9 protein-coding genes are annotated in these 15,543 nt (G+C 73.3%); 6 read left to right on the top strand and 3 right to left on the bottom strand.

Going from position 1 to position 15,543, the window contains the following annotated elements:
- Window positions 1-14: 14 nt before the first annotated feature.
- The gene (locus tag ACTOQ1_RS40960) at window positions 15-1,523 is read right to left on the bottom strand and encodes an AAA family ATPase (protein WP_440073758.1); all 1,509 of its coding nucleotides are present in this window, start codon (window positions 1,521-1,523) and stop codon (window positions 15-17) included.
- A gap of 370 nt (window positions 1,524-1,893) precedes the next feature.
- Between ACTOQ1_RS40960 and ACTOQ1_RS40965 the strand changes: the two genes are divergently transcribed.
- Entirely contained in the window at window positions 1,894-3,216 is a 1,323-nt protein-coding gene (locus tag ACTOQ1_RS40965) for a phosphoribosyltransferase family protein (protein WP_440073759.1), read from the top strand.
- Window positions 3,217-3,311: 95 nt separating this feature from the next.
- On the opposite strand, the gene ACTOQ1_RS40970 is transcribed toward ACTOQ1_RS40965, so the two are convergent.
- Complete coding sequence (locus ACTOQ1_RS40970) at window positions 3,312-3,998, bottom strand: CBS domain-containing protein (RefSeq protein WP_440073761.1); 687 nt, start codon at window positions 3,996-3,998, stop codon at window positions 3,312-3,314.
- A 447-nt stretch (window positions 3,999-4,445) separates the two neighbouring features.
- Between ACTOQ1_RS40970 and ACTOQ1_RS40975 the strand changes: the two genes are divergently transcribed.
- Both ACTOQ1_RS40975 and ACTOQ1_RS40980 read left to right on the top strand, forming a co-directional pair.
- Complete coding sequence (locus tag ACTOQ1_RS40975; RefSeq protein WP_440073763.1) at window positions 4,446-7,130, top strand: glycosyl hydrolase family 65 protein; 2,685 nt, start codon at window positions 4,446-4,448, stop codon at window positions 7,128-7,130.
- 45 nt (window positions 7,131-7,175) lie between these two features.
- Window positions 7,176-7,889 (top strand): universal stress protein, encoded by a 714-nt coding sequence (locus tag ACTOQ1_RS40980; protein WP_440073765.1) that lies wholly within the window; start codon window positions 7,176-7,178, stop codon window positions 7,887-7,889.
- Here the strand turns inward: ACTOQ1_RS40980 and ACTOQ1_RS40985 are convergent.
- A complete protein-coding gene (locus ACTOQ1_RS40985; RefSeq protein WP_440073767.1) occupies window positions 7,881-8,138 on the bottom strand; it encodes a dsRBD fold-containing protein in 258 nt (85 codons plus the stop codon). The genes ACTOQ1_RS40980 and ACTOQ1_RS40985 overlap by 9 nt on opposite strands.
- Before the next feature lie 198 nt (window positions 8,139-8,336).
- On the opposite strand from ACTOQ1_RS40985, the gene ACTOQ1_RS40990 reads away from it, so the two are divergent.
- The 3 genes from ACTOQ1_RS40990 to fdhF all read left to right on the top strand — a co-directional run bounded on the left by ACTOQ1_RS40990 (window position 8,337) and on the right by fdhF (window position 15,421).
- Window positions 8,337-10,931, top strand: a complete 2,595-nt coding sequence (locus tag ACTOQ1_RS40990) for a cation-translocating P-type ATPase (RefSeq protein WP_440073769.1) — start codon at window positions 8,337-8,339, stop codon at window positions 10,929-10,931.
- Window positions 10,932-11,036: 105 nt separating this feature from the next.
- On the top strand, window positions 11,037-12,713 hold the full coding sequence (locus ACTOQ1_RS40995) for an NAD(P)H-dependent oxidoreductase subunit E (protein ID WP_440073770.1): 1,677 nt from the start codon (window positions 11,037-11,039) through the stop codon (window positions 12,711-12,713).
- Complete coding sequence (gene fdhF, locus ACTOQ1_RS41000; RefSeq protein WP_440073772.1) at window positions 12,710-15,421, top strand: formate dehydrogenase subunit alpha; 2,712 nt, start codon at window positions 12,710-12,712, stop codon at window positions 15,419-15,421. Before ACTOQ1_RS40995 ends, fdhF begins: the two co-directional genes overlap by 4 nt.
- The last annotated feature ends 122 nt before the right edge of the window (window positions 15,422-15,543 follow it).

Consider the following 15,543-nt stretch of genomic DNA (forward strand, 5'->3'; position numbering starts at 1 on the left):
CGTCCGCGGCCTTCTCAGCCGGGTTCCATCTGAGGACGCCGGAACCGCCAGGGAATGTCGGCCGAGGGAGCGCAGATCGCCGTCAGGGCCCGATCGAGGGCCTGTCGCGCGGTCGCGCCGGTGTCGATCTCGGTCGCGGCGGGCCAGGGCGCCGTTCTCGCCGCCATGGTCGCGGCGATCGCCTGATCGGCGTCGGACACCCCGCCGGTTCGGCGGGCGAGCCGTTCGGCGGTGAGCTGTGGCGGAGCGGTGCAGCGCAGGGCCACGAGGTCGCTGAAGGTGCGCTGGGCCAGCTGCTCTGCCGCCGCGCGGTGCTCGGCGTCGATCCAGGAGGCGTCGAGGATGACCGGCTCGCCGTGCTGGAGCAGCTTCTCGGCTCGAGACAGCAACTCGTCATAGGTGCGCTCGGTGCGCTCCCGATCGTAGAGGCCCTCGCCGAAAGGTGCCGCCGCCGGCTGGTGGGGCGCGATGCCGGCGAGTTCCTTGCGGACGCGGTCGCTGTTCAGCCGCGTGTATCCGAGGCGGTCGGCGATGGCGGCGGCCAGGGTCGACTTGCCGGTTCCAGGAGTTCCGCCGACGAGAACCAAAGTGATCATGCCCGCTCGCAGGTGACGGAGCGTGAGCTCGGCGAACTGCCGGGCCTGCCCGGCCGAGCCGGGGCCTTCCTGCCGCTGCCGCAGGCAGGCGACCTTGGCGCGGACGAAGGCCCGGTAGGCGACGTAGTGATGCCAGAGCGAGGGCGGAGCGGGGTCGGCGGTGAACTCGGTGTAGCGGTGCAGGAACACCTCGGCCAGGCGAGGCGCCCCGAGCCGCTCCAGGTCCATGGCCAAGAAGGCCACGTCGTCAAGGCCGTCGAGAAAGCGGAGCCGTTCGTCGAACTCCAGGCAGTCCAGGATTCGCGGCCCGTCGTCCAGGCAGAAGATGTCTTCCGCGAGCAGGTCGCCGTGGCCGTCGACGATGCGGCCCTCCTCGACGCGGGCGGCGAACAGGGGGTCGCGGCCTCGGAGGAAACGCAGCGCGAGCCGTTCGATCTCCGTGACGACCTCGGGCTCGAGAACCGCGTCGGGAAGCGCGCGAACCTGGTCGAAGCTCGCGCTCCAGCGGGACTGCAGTGCCGGTCTTCCTCCCTGCTGGTCGATCCGTGGGCTGTGAGGGGACCGCGCGTGCATGCCGGCGATCATCCGTGCGATCCTCAGCACGGGCTCCTCTACCGGTTGTCCCAGGCGGATCATGACGGCGAGGCGGCGTTCCTCCGGCATGCGCCGCATCACGACGAGATGCTCGCAGACCTCTCCGTCCGGGCCCAGCACGTCGGCGACCCCCTCGTACACATCCGGGGCCAGCCGCCGGTTGAGCTCCACCTCCCGGTGGCAGGCGGCTCGCCGGGCCTCACGGGTGGTGAAGTCCACGAAGCCGAGATCCACCGGCTTCTTGAGCTTGAAGACACGATCTCCCAGCAGGAGCACGACGGCGATGTGCGTCTCCTTGATCTGCGCCCACGGTCCCATCGGCAATGCCTCCACGCTCAATCCGCCGGCCGGATGACCGAAGCCCCGGCCGAACGGCCGGATCCGCCCTCGATGTGATCGCGGGCGGATGGGCGGGCTCCCCATGCCTCAGTCCTTCCCCTGGTCACGGTCCGTGACTCCACTGCCGACGACTGCCGGAGACTGCCGGCGATCGACCCGATGGCACGGCGGACGACACAGCGGACGACAGGCGGACGACACGGCGCCGGTGAGCGGGTGCGCCCGTTGCCCGCCTGGCTCGCCTCCTGCACAGCAGCCTTTATGTCCTGATTTTTGGGTCTTTCGGCCCTGTATCACCACTGCCCTGTGGCTGAAAACTGGCAGGTGGGGTAGCAGACTCGTCACAGGTTGCGAGGTGGACGAGATGTTCGTTGATCGCCATGATGCGGGAACGCGGCTGGCCGAGCGGCTGCGCGGGTTCGCCGGCGCCGAGAACGTGGTCGTCGTGGGGCTGCCCAGGGGCGGCGTTCCGGTGGCGTTCGAGGTGGCCAGGGCCCTTGGCGCGCCGCTGGATGTGATCATCGTTCGCAAGCTCGGGGTGCCGTTCCAGCCCGAGGTCGGGTTCGGCGCCCTCGGGGAGGGCGGGGTGCGCGTGATCGATCGCGACATCGTGTGGCGCGCGAATCTCACCCAGGAAGAGATGACCATGGTGGAGGAGCTGGAGCGGGCCGAACTCCTGCGCCGTGGGCGCCGCCTGCGCGGGGACCGTGCCCCGGTGGATCTGGCGGGCCGCACGGTGATCGTGGTCGATGACGGCATCGCCACCGGCGGGACGGCTCGTGCCGCCTGCCAGGTGGCCCGTGCGCGTGGTGCCTCACGGGTGGTGCTGGCGGTTCCGGTGGGAGCACCGGAGACGATCGAGAGCCTGCGCAAGGTCGCCGACGAGGTGGTCTGCCTGCGGACGCCGGAGTTCTTCTACGCGATCGGTGCCTGGTACCGCGATTTCTCCCAGACCACCGATGATCAAGTGGTCGAGCTGCTGCGCCGGGCCGGAGCCTCGGGGGACGAGCGCGAGGAGAACGCGCGGGAAGCCGATCCGCCCGAGCTCGACGGGGAGGTTCGGATGGAGGCCGGAGGGGTCCGGCTGCCCGGCCGGCTCGTCGTTCCGCAGAACGCCGCAGGGGTGGTGGTGTTCGTGCACGGCAGCGGCAGCAGCCGGCACAGCCCGCGCAACCGGTATGTGGCCTCGACGCTCAACCGCGCGGGCCTGGCGACGCTGTTGTTCGACCTGCTCACCCCGGAGGAGGAGTTCGACCGGGGCAACGTGTTCGACATCGGGTTGCTGGCCGGCAGGCTTGTCCAGGTGACGGGCTGGCTGGGGGATCGGCCCGAGGTGGCGGGCATCCCGGTCGGCTATTTCGGGGCCAGCACCGGAGCCGCGGCCGCGCTGTGGGCGGCGGCGGAACCGGGCTGCGAGGTCGCCGCCGTGGTCTCCCGGGGTGGGCGGCCCGATCTGGCCGGGCCGCGACTTCCCGCGGTGCGGGCGGCGACCCTCCTGATCGTGGGAGGCCGCGACGAGGCGGTGATCGACCTCAACAGAGCGGCGCAGAAGCTGTTGCGTTGCGAGAACCTGCTCCAGATCGTCCCCGATGCCACACATCTGTTCGAAGAGCCGGGAACACTCGAGACCGTCGCGGCTCTCGCGCGCGACTGGTTCGCCGACCACTTCGAGCCGTCGATGAACTGAGGACCTCCGGGCCCCCTCGCCGGAGCCCTCGAAGCCGATCCCCCCTCGTGCGGGCGGGAGGTGAACACCTCGCCGTCGCCAGGTGGCGCGGGCGATCAGGCTCCGCCCCAGATGACCGACATGGGCACGATGTCATCCTCTCGCCAGGTGACCTCGTCGATCACGCTGACCACCCCGTCGAGGTTCCGCGTCATCTGCGCGAGGGTGATGGCCCGACTGCGTTCGTCCACGCGCCCGCGGAGCCGCACGACGCCGTCTCGAACCTCGATCTCGACGGCGCCGGGATCCGTCCCCAGGGCGCGGGCGACGATGTCATCACGGATGCGACGCTTGATCTCGTCGTCGCCGCGGACGAACACCTTGATCAGGTCCCGGCGGCTGACGATACCGGCCAGCTCGCCGTCGGCGCGCACGACCGGCAGCCGCCCGATCCCGTGCCGGTCCATCATCCGGGCGGCGAGCACCACGGGGGAGTCGGCGGTGACGACGATGGCGGGGCGGCTCATCAGCTCCCCCGCGGTCTCGCCTTCGGCCTTTTTCCGAATGCCGCTCTCGCCGTTCACACGGTGACGGAGCCACGCGCGAAGCGACGACCGGTAGCGTTCGCAGTGGTAGCGCTGTTTGAACTCCTCCTTGCGCAGCAGGTCGGCCTCGGAGACGACGCCGAGCACGTGGGCGGCGCCGTCCGTCACCGGCACCCCGCCGATGCCCGCGGTGATGAGGGTCTCGGCGACCTCGTGGAACGAGGCGGTCTCCCTCACCGTCACGACGTTGGTCGTCATAACATCCTGAACGGTCATTTTCATGACAAACCCCCACATAACTCTAAATTCTGACGTTATGGGGAGTTCGGGAGCCGCGAGCAGAGCCGAAGGTCCTTCACGGCGTGGCCGGATGGCCCGATCTGGCGGTGCGACACCTCACCTGGCGAAACCCGGCGAAGTGCTCCGGTGCCCATCGGCGGTGAGTCCTGAGGAAACGGGACGAAAGTCCCCTCCACCGGGGGCGCAAGGCTCTGCCGCGGCGGCGGGCGGCGCGTGAACCTGGAGGCGGCCCCCGCCGGCACGGGGCTGGCGGCCCGACGCCCCGCTCGGCGGGCGCCCGCGTCCTCGGACTCTCCGTCCTCGGGCTTTTCGCCCGCCGGAGCCGGGGAACTCGCCGTGGCCGTCGTGGCGACGGTGAGGCGAGGCCGCCCCGGCAGGTCTCGCCGGAAGACGACGTGGGGGCTGATGGACGACTCGGAGCGCCGATGGCGTGAGCGCACGTTCGAAGCGGTGGTGTTCGACTGGCGTGCCACCGGGGTGCCGCACGGGGCTCGCGCCGCACCGATCCGCCGCCGCGTGACGATGCTGTGCGCCGCCGGGGCCGATGTCGCCGTGATGAGCGACGAAGATCTTGACACGGTCGACGGGCGGTTACGCGCCCGTCCGGGCGGTCCCGGCCGCCTGTGGTTGTGCGTGAGCGGCGGCCGGGAACTGTACAGGGTCGGTGAAGACGGTCCTCAGCCGAGACGGCGGCGGTTCGGCCACACCGGCCACACCGATCACACCGGCCACACCGGGCGGGCCAGGACGGTGCCGGCCGGTGAACCCGACGCCATGCGGGTGATTTTCGCCTCTCTGGCCGAGCGGGGAATCGGCGCGGGACTGGTGCTGGTCGTGGGCGATCGTTTCCGGCCGGCCGGCGGGGGAGGTCCCGGCGACGCGAAGGCCTCGGTCTTGGAGGCCGTGGGGGCGCGTCGGGCGACGGTGGTGTCGGTCGCGCCGGACTGCGATGATATTCCCCCGGGGGTGTCGCACCTGGGCGGCGGGCCGGCCACGCTGCTCCACCTGCTCGACCGGCAGGTGCGGCGCAGACGGCACCGGCGGGTTCCGGCGATGGACGACGATCCGGCATGGACGATCCGCGAGACGGGCACCGATCCTTCGCGGCACCGGGTGACCGAGACGCTGTTCACCCTCGGCGCCGGGGGTTTCGCCACCCGCGGGTCGGTGGAGGAGCCCACCTACGGGTCGGTCCCGCTGGTGCTCGCCGCCGGGATCTACACCGGTACCGGCTCCGAGCAGCACCTGCTGCCGGGCCCTCAGTGGACCGGGCTCGTCCTGCGGCCGCCTCCCGAGGAGGATCTGCGCGTGCTCGATCTGCGCACCGGCGTGCTGGTCCGGGAGGAGATCGGCCACGCCCCTCCCGTACGGACACTGCGGCTGGCGTGCGTGAACCGGCCGGGGGTGGTGGCGATGCGTGCCGAGGCGGGCATCGGGCGGCTGCGGGCGGGATCCCCCCTGCGACCGCCCCCGGACGGCGAGGTCACCGAGGGCCGGCTCGACGGCCAGGGCTGGTCGCGTGTCACCGCCGGTCACGCGGGCACGGCCGCCGTGGCGGCGCAGCGCATGGGCCGCGACGGGGAGGTACGCACCCTGGAGCGGATCGTCGCCTACACGGCCGACCCCGCCCGCCGGCCGGTGCCGCGCGATGCCGTCGCGGCGCTGGAGGCGGCCGGAGAGCTCGGCTTCGACCGGCTGCTCGCCGAACAGCGGGCGGCGTGGGCCGCGCGCTGGGAGGCCGTGGACGTCCGCATCCCCGATGATCCCGAAGCGCAGCTCGCCGTACGGTTCGCGCTGTTTCACCTCTGGGGCAGTGCCGGATGTGGTGAGGAGGTGGCCGTCGGCGCGCGAGGGCTGTCAGGTGAGGCCTACGCCGGTCATGTCTTCTGGGACGCCGACGTGTTCGTCCTGCCGGCCCTGGTGAGCATGCATCCCGCCGCGGCCAGGGCCATGGTCGTCTACCGGCTCCGCCGCCTGGCGGCGGCGCGAGCCCGCGCCGCCGCCCTGGGCTTTTCCGGCGCGCGTTTCCCCTGGGAGTCCGCGGCCACGGGCGAGGAGGTGACCCCCGCCCGCGGGCATCTGGGCGGCGAGGCCGTCGCCATCCTCACCGGGTCGATGGAGGAGCACATCACCGCCGACGTCGCCTGGGCCGCCGTCCACTACGCGCGCTGGAGCGGCGACGGCGGATTCCTGACCGGGCCCGCACGCCCTCTCCTGATCGAGACCGCCCGCTACTGGGCGTCGCGCTGTCAGGTGGACGACGACGGACGGGCCCACATCGGTGAGGTGATCGGGCCGGACGAGTACCACGAGGCGGTGACGGACAACGCGTTCACCAACGTGATGGCCCGGTGGAACCTGCGGCGGGCGGCCGAGCTCGTCGCCTCCGGCGGAGAGGAGGGCCGCCGGTGGCGCGTGCTCGCGGACCGCCTGGTGGACGGCTACGACCCCGTCTCGGGCAGGTACGAGCAGTTCGCCGGGTACTTCGGGCTTGAGCCGCTGACGATGGCGCGGGTCGCCGTCCCGCCGGTGGCCGCCGACCTGCTGCTCGGCCGTGACCGGCTGGCCGCCACACAGATCATCAAACAGCCCGATGTCCTCATGCTCCACCACCTGGTCCCCGAGGAGGTCGAGGCGGGCTCGCTGGAGGCCAACCTCGACTTCTACGGCCCCCGTACCGCTCACGGCTCGTCGCTCTCACCGGCGATCACCGCCTGTTCGCTGGCCCGCGCGGGCCGCCCGGACGAGGCGCTGAGCCTGCTGCGCACCGCGCTGGCCCTGGATCTGGACGATCTGACCGGGACCACCGCCACCGGCCTGCACCTGGCCACGTTCGGGGGCGTGTGGCAGGCGCTGCTCACCGGCTTCGCGGGAGCGCGGGTGCGCGGCGGGATCCTGTGCCTCGACCCCCGGCTTCCCACGGCGTGGGGAAGCCTCGGCGTGCGGTTTCGCTGCCTGGGCCGCCGGGTGCGGCTGGACATCACCCGAAAGGCGGTCGAGGTGCGAACCGATGGAGCGCTGCGGCTACGGCTGGGCGCCGGCGACCCGCAGGACGTGGCCGGCTCCGCCCGCCTGCCGCGAAGCCGATGAGGCGCCGATGACGCACGGAGAGACGACGCGCGGAGGGGAGCGGGCATGAAAGACGTGCTGGCCGTTGTCGGCGACGCGGGCGCGGCCACCGCCGTGACCGGCGTCGCCCGGGCGATGGCGGAGGTTCTGCGCACGGGTGTTCGAGAAATTCACCTCGCCGTCGGCTCCCGGGCGCAAGACGCCACCACGACGGTGCTTCGCGAGCTGGAGCGCACGAGCACGGTTCTCGGCGTCCTCGCCGGTGACGCCTCATCTCCGGTCACGTCCTGGTGGATCGTGCGCCGCTCCACCAAACCGGTCGTCCTGCTGCCTTCCTCACCGGCGGAGCCTGCGGCTTCCGGCCACGTCATCTCCCGGGTGCTCCTGCCGCTGGACGGCTCCTTCGAGGCCGCGGCCGCCGTCACCGAGACCGCGGAGCTGTTCACCCGTACCGGCGTCGATCTGGTGGTCCTGCACGTCTTCGACGAGGCGACCGTTCCCCGCTTCTGGGACCAGGCCGCACACGCCCGGCAGGCGTGGGAGCAGGAGTTCCTGGCCCGTCACTGCGCGTACCCCGGGGTGCGCATGGAGCTTCGCAGCGGAGTGGCGGGAGAGCAGGTGGTGAACGTGGCGGCGGCGGAGCGGGTGGACCTCATCGCGCTGGGATGGTCCCAGCACCTCGACGAGGGAAGAGCGCGAACCGTGCGCGAAACCGTGGCCGGCGCCCGCGTCCCGGTCATGCTGATCCCGGTGGCGCGGCATGAGGGGGCCTCACCATGAGGTGGGGCCGCTGACCTGGGCGATGTCCTCGGAGCCGACGGCGAGCAACCTGCCGGCCAGGTCGGCCAGCGCGCGGGCGGCCGCGAGCTCGTCGCCGATCTCGGGCACCTGCGGGTCGGCCGGGTTGCGGCACGCGTGGCCGGCCCCGGCCAGGTAGGTGCGGTCCCCGGTGGACAGCACCGCCCGGGCGGAGGTGGTGTCGCCGTCCTCGGTGATGTGGATCTGTACGGTCCATCGCTTGGCGTGCATGGAAGACCCCCTCCGATCGCATGAGCGTTCACCATCCACACTGGTCAGGGGCTTTGTCCCCGAACAGGGCAGAAAGCCCCGAGATCGGAGGACCTCCGTACCGGCCGTCAGGCCCGGAGGTCCGCAGGGCCGAAGGTCCCGCCCTCCCGCGACGATCTCCTCTACGCCGGTGAACCTTCCGGTTGGAAGCATTGAGGCATGTCGACCACCTCTCGCGCACGGTCGGGGCTGACGAGCGCGCAGGCGGCACGGCGTCTCGCCGGCGAGGGGCCGAACACGCTTCCCGAGGGCAGGCGGACGCCGGCCGGTGTGCTGCTGATCCGCGAGATGGTCCACTTCTTCGCGTTGCTGCTGTGGGCCGCGGCGGGACTGGCCCTCCTGGCGGGCATGCCCCAGCTGGCACTGGCCATCGCGGTGGTGGTGGTGTTGAACGGCGCGTTCGCGTTCGTCCAGGAATACCGGGCCGACAAGGCGGGCCGGCGGCTGCGGGAGCTGATACCGGCCGATGCCAAGGTCGTCCGGGACGGGCGCCGCACGGTGGTGAACGCCGCGGATCTGGTCACGGGCGACCTCGTGCTGCTGGAGGCGGGCGACCGGATCTCCGCTGATCTGGAGCTTGCCGAGACGCACGAGCTGGCGGTCAACGAGTCGATGCTGACCGGGGAGAGCGTGCCGCGCCGGCCTCGCGAGAAGGCCACCGTCTTCGCGGGGACCTTCGTCGTCGAGGGGGAGGCGGCCGCCGTCGTGACGGCCACCGGGCCACGCACCCGGCTGGCCGCCGTGGCCGCGCTCACCCGAAGCGCGACCCGGCCGCCGAGTTCCCTGGCCCGCCGGCTCGGGCGGGTCGTCAAAGTGATCGCCGTCATCGCGCTGGGCGTCGGCGTGCTGTTCTTCGGCCTGTCCCTGCTACTGGGAATGGCGCCTTCGGCGGGCTTCTTGTTCGCCATCGGGGTCACGGTCGCCCTCGTTCCCGAAGGGCTGCTGCCCACCGTCACCCTGTCGCTGGCACGGGCGGCGCAGCAGATGGCCGGGCAAAAGGCTCTGGTGCGCCACCTGGAGGCCGTGGAGACCCTCGGCGCGACCACCTTCATCTGCACGGACAAGACCGGAACCCTCACCCGCAACGAGATGACCGTCGTACAGGTGTGGACTCCCCGCGGCGCGCTCGATCTGGCCGATCCGGCGTCCGCCGCCGAGATCATGCGCTCGGCCGTGCTCAGCTCGACCGGGCGGCTGGTGCGCGCGAACGGGCGGTGGAAGCCGGTGGGAGACCCGATGGAGGTGGCCCTGCACGCGCTGGCCCTGCGTGCCGGGTCGAGCGAGGACGGGACGATCACCAGGCGCCTGCCGTTCGACCCCGTCCGCCGCCGCTCCTCGGTGATCGTCGACGGCGTGCTCCACCTCAAGGGCGCCCCGGACGCGGTCCTGCCGCTGTGCGCGGCGGCGCCGGGGGCCGAACAGGCACTGGAGGACATGAGCCGGCGCGGGCTTCGCGTCCTGGCCGTCGCCCGCCGCGCCGCCCCGGTGGTTTCCGCCACGCAGACCACCGCGCAGACCGCCACGGACGTCGAGCGGGACCTGACGCTGCTCGGACTGGTGGGCCTGGAGGATCCGCCTCGCGAGGACGTCGCGGAGGCGATCGGGAGGTGCCGCCTGGCCGGGATCAAACTCGCCATGATCACCGGCGACCATCCCGGCACCGCGCGCGCGATCGCCGAGAAGGTCGGCCTGCTCGGGCCGGAGGAACTCGTCATCACCGGCGCCGAGCTGCCCGGGGACGACGAGGCCCTCGGGGCGCTGCTCGATCACGACGGGGCCGTGATCGCCAGGGTCACGCCGGAGGACAAGCTGCGCGTGGCCCGCGCGCTGCGCGGGCGCGGGCACGTGGTGGCGATGACCGGAGACGGGGTCAACGACGGGCCCGCGCTGCGCGAGGCCGACATCGGGGTGGCCATGGGAGCCTCGGGCACCGACGTCGCCCGCGAGGCCGCCGACCTGGTCCTGCTGGACGACCACTTCGCCACCATCGTCACGGCGGTGGAGCTGGGCCGGGCCACCTACGCCAACATCCGCCGCTTCCTCACCTACCACCTGACCGACAACGTCGCCGAGCTCACCCCGTTCGCCGTCTGGGCGCTGTCCGGCGGCACGATCCCGCTCGCGCTCACCGTGCTGCAGGTGCTCGCCCTGGACATCGGCACCGATCTTTTGCCCGCCCTCGCTCTGGGCGCCGAACCGTCCAACCCGCGGATCATGCGCGGCCCCGCGCGGACGGGCTCGCTGGTGGACCGCCGCCTGATCCGCCGGGTGTTCGGGGTCCTGGGACCCGCGGAGGCCGCCGTGGAGATGGCGGGCTTCGTCGCCGTGCTGATGCTGGGCGGTTGGACGCTGGGAGCCGAGCCGTCACCGGCTCTGCTCGCCGCGGCCTCCGGCACGGCTTTCGCCGCCGTGGTCCTCGGCCAGCTCGCCAACGCCTTCGCCTGCCGCAGCGAGACCCGGCCGATGGGGCGCCGGTGGTGGGCGGGCAACCCCCTGCTGCTCTGGGCGGTCGCGGTCGAGGCCGTGCTGCTGGTGGTCTTCCTCGGCGTGCCGCCGCTGTCGGGCCTCCTCGGCGGATCGTTCCCCCCGCCCGCGGGCTGGGCGCTGGCGGCGCTGGCCGTTCCCGCCGTCGTGGGGGCCGACGCCCTGCACAAGGCGATTCAAGGCAGGAAACGGGGCCGCACGGGGCACCGGCCTGCCCGGCCGGCCCGAGGCGCGGCGGCCCCTTCGCCGCCCGGGCAGGCCGAGAGGTGAAACACCTCACCAAAGGTCGAGAAAGGGTAGTCAAGGACTAAAAGTCCCTCCCGGGTGGATCCCCGGAACCCGATGGGGTGGAGGGAGCGGGTCCATGATGAAGGTATGGGTCCGGCCGGCCGTTTCGACGCCTTCCGCGCGCTGGCCAACCGGCGTGGACGTCCCGGTGCCCGGCTGACGGAGGCCCTGGCCAGGGCCTCCGCCGGATCGCCGGACGGCCCGCAGGCGTGGGCACCCGAGGAGGCGAGGCGGCTCGGGCTGCCGGCGGCCGCCGGGCTGGGACCGGCCACCTTCTACGCCGACCTCGCCGCCCGGCACGGTCGCCGCCACGTGCGGGTCTGCACCGCCGCGGCCTGCTTCGCCGCCCGCGCCGGCTGCCACCTGGCCGAGGTCGAGAACGCGCTCGGTGCCGCCGCCGACAGCGCCGACCCCGATCCGCGGGTGTCGCTGCAGACGGTCCGCTGCCTGGGCTACTGCTACGCGGGCCCGGCCTGTCTCGACGGCGACACCCCCTGCACCGGCCCGGACCTCGCCGGCCAGCTCTCCGGCCGCCGACCGCCACGGGCCCCATCGATCCCGGCCGCCGACGCCACCGGTGATCCGGTGGTGCTCGCCGGCGTCGTCGCCGGGGAGGCCGCCTGGCAGGTGTGGCCGCGAACGGTGGGGGTGCGCACCCCGGAGCAGATCCAGGCCGAGGTGGCGGCCTCCGGGCTGCGAGGGCGCGGAGGAGCCGGATTCCCGGTGGCCGCCAAGTGGGCGGCCACCGGCGGCTCACCCGACACCGTGGTGGTCGCCAACGGCGACGAGGGCGACCCCGGATCCTACGCCGACCGGCTGCTGATGGAGGCCGACCCGGCGCGGGTACTGGAGGGACTGGCCCTGGCCTGCCTGGCCTGCCATGCCCGCCGCGCCGTGGTGCTGGTGCGCTCGGAGTACCCGCGGGCGCTGGCCCGGATGCGGGCCGCGGTACGGAAGGCCTACCAGGACGGGCACCTGGGACGCCGGATCCACGGCAGCGACCTGGAGCTCGACGTCGAGGTGGCCGAGGGCGCCGGCTCCTACGTGGCCGGCGAGGAGACCGCCCTGATCACCGGGCTGGAGGGAGGACGCGGGTGCGCCCGGTCGCGGCCGCCCTACCCGACGCGGCAGGGCCTGTGGGACGCCCCCACCGTGGTCAACAACGTCGAGACGCTGGCCGCCCTCCCCTGGATCGTGCGGCGGGGCGGCGACGCGTACGCCCGTCGCGGCACGCGGGCCGAGACCGGCACGAAGCTGGTCTGCCTGTCCGAGCGGTTCGCCAGGCCCGGCTGCTACGAGGTCGAACTCGGCACCTCGGTGCTCGGCATCGTCACCGAACTGGGCGGTGGCCTGCGCGAGGGGGCGCGGCTGGGCGTTTTGCAGGTGGGCGGGCCGCTGGGCGGCTTCCTGGCCCCCGATCGGCTGGACGTGCCGCTGACCGACGCCGATCTGACGAGCCGCGGCGCGGCGCTCGGACACGCCGGCCTCGTCGCCTTCGACCGGCGCGTGGAACCTCGGGAGGTGCTGCGGCACGTGTGGGAGTTCGCCGCCGCCGAGAGCTGCGGGGCCTGCTCGCCGTGCCGGGTCGGCTCCCGCCGCGGCCTGGAGATCACCGCCTCCGGTACGCCCCCCGGCGAGGAGTACGCGCGGCTGCTGCGGGTGATGGGCCAGGCCAGCCTGTGCGCCTTCGGGCGGCGGGTCCCCGCCGCCGTGCGCAGCCTCGCCCGCGCCTACGGGGACCGGCTGAAGGGGTGGGACCCGTGAGAGTCACCGTCGACGGCATCACCGTCCGGCCGGCCCAGGGCGCCTCGCTGCTCGCCGCGGTGCGCCTGGCCGGAGCCGAGCTGCCCACGCTGTGCCATGACGACCGGCTGACCCCGGAGGGCTCCTGCCGCACCTGCCTGGTGAGATCGGGCGGGAACGTGGTGGCCGCGTGCGTGACCCCGGCCGTCGACGGCACGGTGGTCGAGGTCGCCGGCGACGCGTTGCGGGCGCTGCGCCGCGAGGCCGTGGAGGTGATCGTCGCGGCTCTGCCGCCCTACGCGCTGGACGGCGGTGTGGACGACCGCGAGCTGGCCCGGGTCTGCCACGCGATGGGGATCGCGCCGCAGGCCGCCCAGGGGCGCGGTGGCCGGGGCCGCGACGACAGCCACCCCTACGTCCACCTGGACCGGGATCTGTGCATCGCCTGCGGCCGGTGCGTGCGCATGTGCGCCGAGGTCCAGGGCACGTTCGCCCTCACCCTGGTCGGCCGGGGCGCCGACACGGTGGTCGCCCCCGGCACGGGCGGGCCGTGGGCGCAGTCCGACTGCGTCGCCTGCGGCGGCTGCGTCGACACCTGCCCCACCGGGGCGCTCACCGAGCCCGGACTGCCGCTCGGCGGCGGGACGGCGGCCCCGGCACGGACGGTGACACGGACGGTGACCACGTGCGGCTACTGCGGCGTCGGCTGTTCTTTGGAGGTACTCACCCGTGAGGGCCAGGTCGCGGCCGTCCTGCCGGACCACGAAGGCCCGGTCAACCGCGGGCACGCCTGCGTCAAGGGCCGCTTCGCCCACGGCTTCCTGCGTTCCCCCGAACGCCTCACCCGGCCGCTGCTGCGCCGCGACGGCCGCCTGGAGCCGGTGACCTGGCAGGAGGCCCTGGAGCACGTCGCCCGCGGCCTGCGGGCCGCCGTCGCCGCCGGCGGCCCCGACGCGGTGGCGGTGATCTCCTCGGCGAGGGCCACCAACGAGGAGAACTATCTGATCCAGAAGTTCATGCGGGTCGCGGTCGGCACCAACAACATCGACAACTGCTCCCGGCTCTGCCACGCCCCCTCGGCCGCCGGGCTGACCGCCTCGTTCGGCCTGTCCGGCGGCACCGACACCTTCGACGACGTCGAGACGGCCGACTGCCTGCTGCTGGTGGGAGCCAACCCGATCGAGGCCCACCCGGTGATCGGCGCACGGCTGCTGCAGAAAGTCCTGCGCGGGGCGCGGCTCGTCGTCGCCGACCCCAGGGCCGTCGGGCTGGCCCGCTACGCCGACGTGCACCTGCGGCCCCGCCCCGGAACCAATGTCGCCCTGTTTCACGGGCTGGCGCACACGCTCTGGGCCGAAGGCCTGGCCGACGAGGAGTTCCTGCGCCGCCGCGCCGGAGGCCTGCCCGAGCTCCTCGCGCTGCTCGCCGACTACCCGCCGGACCGGGTGAGCGCCCTGACCGGCGTCCCCGCCGAGGACCTGGTCGCCGCGGCCCGGCTCTACGGGCGGGCCGAGCGACCGGCGATCATCTACGGGCTGGGGGTCACCGAGCACCTGCACGGCACCGACGGAGTGCGCACCCTGGCCAATCTGGCGATCCTGCGCGGTGCGGTCGGCACGGCGCGCGGCTTCGGGGTGAACCCGCTGCGCGGCCAGAACAACGTCCAGGGCGCCTCCGACATGGGCGCGCTGCCCGACGTCCTGCCCGGGTACGGCAAGGTGACCGACCCGCTCGCCCGGTCCAGGGCCGAGGACGTGTGGGGGGCGCCGGTGCCCGGCCGGCCCGGCATGCGCATCCCGGAGATGTTCGCGGCCGCCCGCGCGGGAGCGCTTGGGGCACTGTGGATCGTGGGGGAGGACGTGTGCGCCACCGACCCGGACGCCACCCGGGTGGCCGAGGCGCTGGAGGCCTGCCCGCTCGTCGTCTGCCAGGAGCTGTTTCTGTCCCAGACCGCCCGCCGCGCCGACGTCGTGCTGCCGGCCGCGTCCTGGCTGGAGAAGGACGGCACCTTCGTCAACTTCGACCGCCGCTTCCAACGGGTGCGTCCCGCCCTGGCCCCGCCGGGAGAGGCCATGACCGACTTCGCGGTCGTGCACGCCCTGGCCTCGGCGCTGGGGGTGGATCTGGGCTGCCGGACGCCGGCCGAGGCGCTGGCCGAATGCGGCCGGGTGACGCCCCTGTTCGCGGGGCTGTCCCACGAACGTCTGGACCGGGAGGGCGCCATCGCGTGGCCGTGCCCCGATCCCCGCGGTCCCGGGGAGGCCAGACTCCACCGGGAGCGGTTCGCCACCCCCGACGGGCGGGCGCACCTGGCCGCCTGCCCCTATCTCCCGCCGGGGGAGAACCCCGACGACCACTACCCGGTGATCCTGGTGACCGGACGGCGCTGGGCCCACTACAACTCCGGCGGGATGACCCGCCGCACGGGCAACATCCTGCTGGATGACACCGACCGGCTCGACCTGCACCCCGCCGACGCCGCCCGGTACGGTCTTCGCGACGGCCACCCGGTCACGGTGGAGAGCCGCCACGGCCGCGCCACGCTGACCGCCAGTCTGAGCGACGACCTGGTGCCCGGACAGGTCTTCTGCGCCTTCCACTTCCCCTCCAGCGGGGTCAACACCCTGACCTCCGATCACGCGGACACCGTGACGTCGTGCCCGGAGTACAAGGTGACCGCGGTGCGGCTGATCCCCGGGCCCGCCGCCGCGGCGCGACGGGGTGAATGACCTTCGCGCGCCGCCCGGATCACCCGCGGGCCCGTCCCGGGCCGGCCGGTCGGCGGGTGCGGTCCCGTGCCGAAGGGCAGAAGGTCCTACGAGGAGGGGACCTTCCGCCCTGCTGATGAAGC

The organism is Streptosporangium sp. OZ121, from assembly GCF_051918885.1.
Classification (GTDB): domain Bacteria; phylum Actinomycetota; class Actinomycetes; order Streptosporangiales; family Streptosporangiaceae; genus Streptosporangium.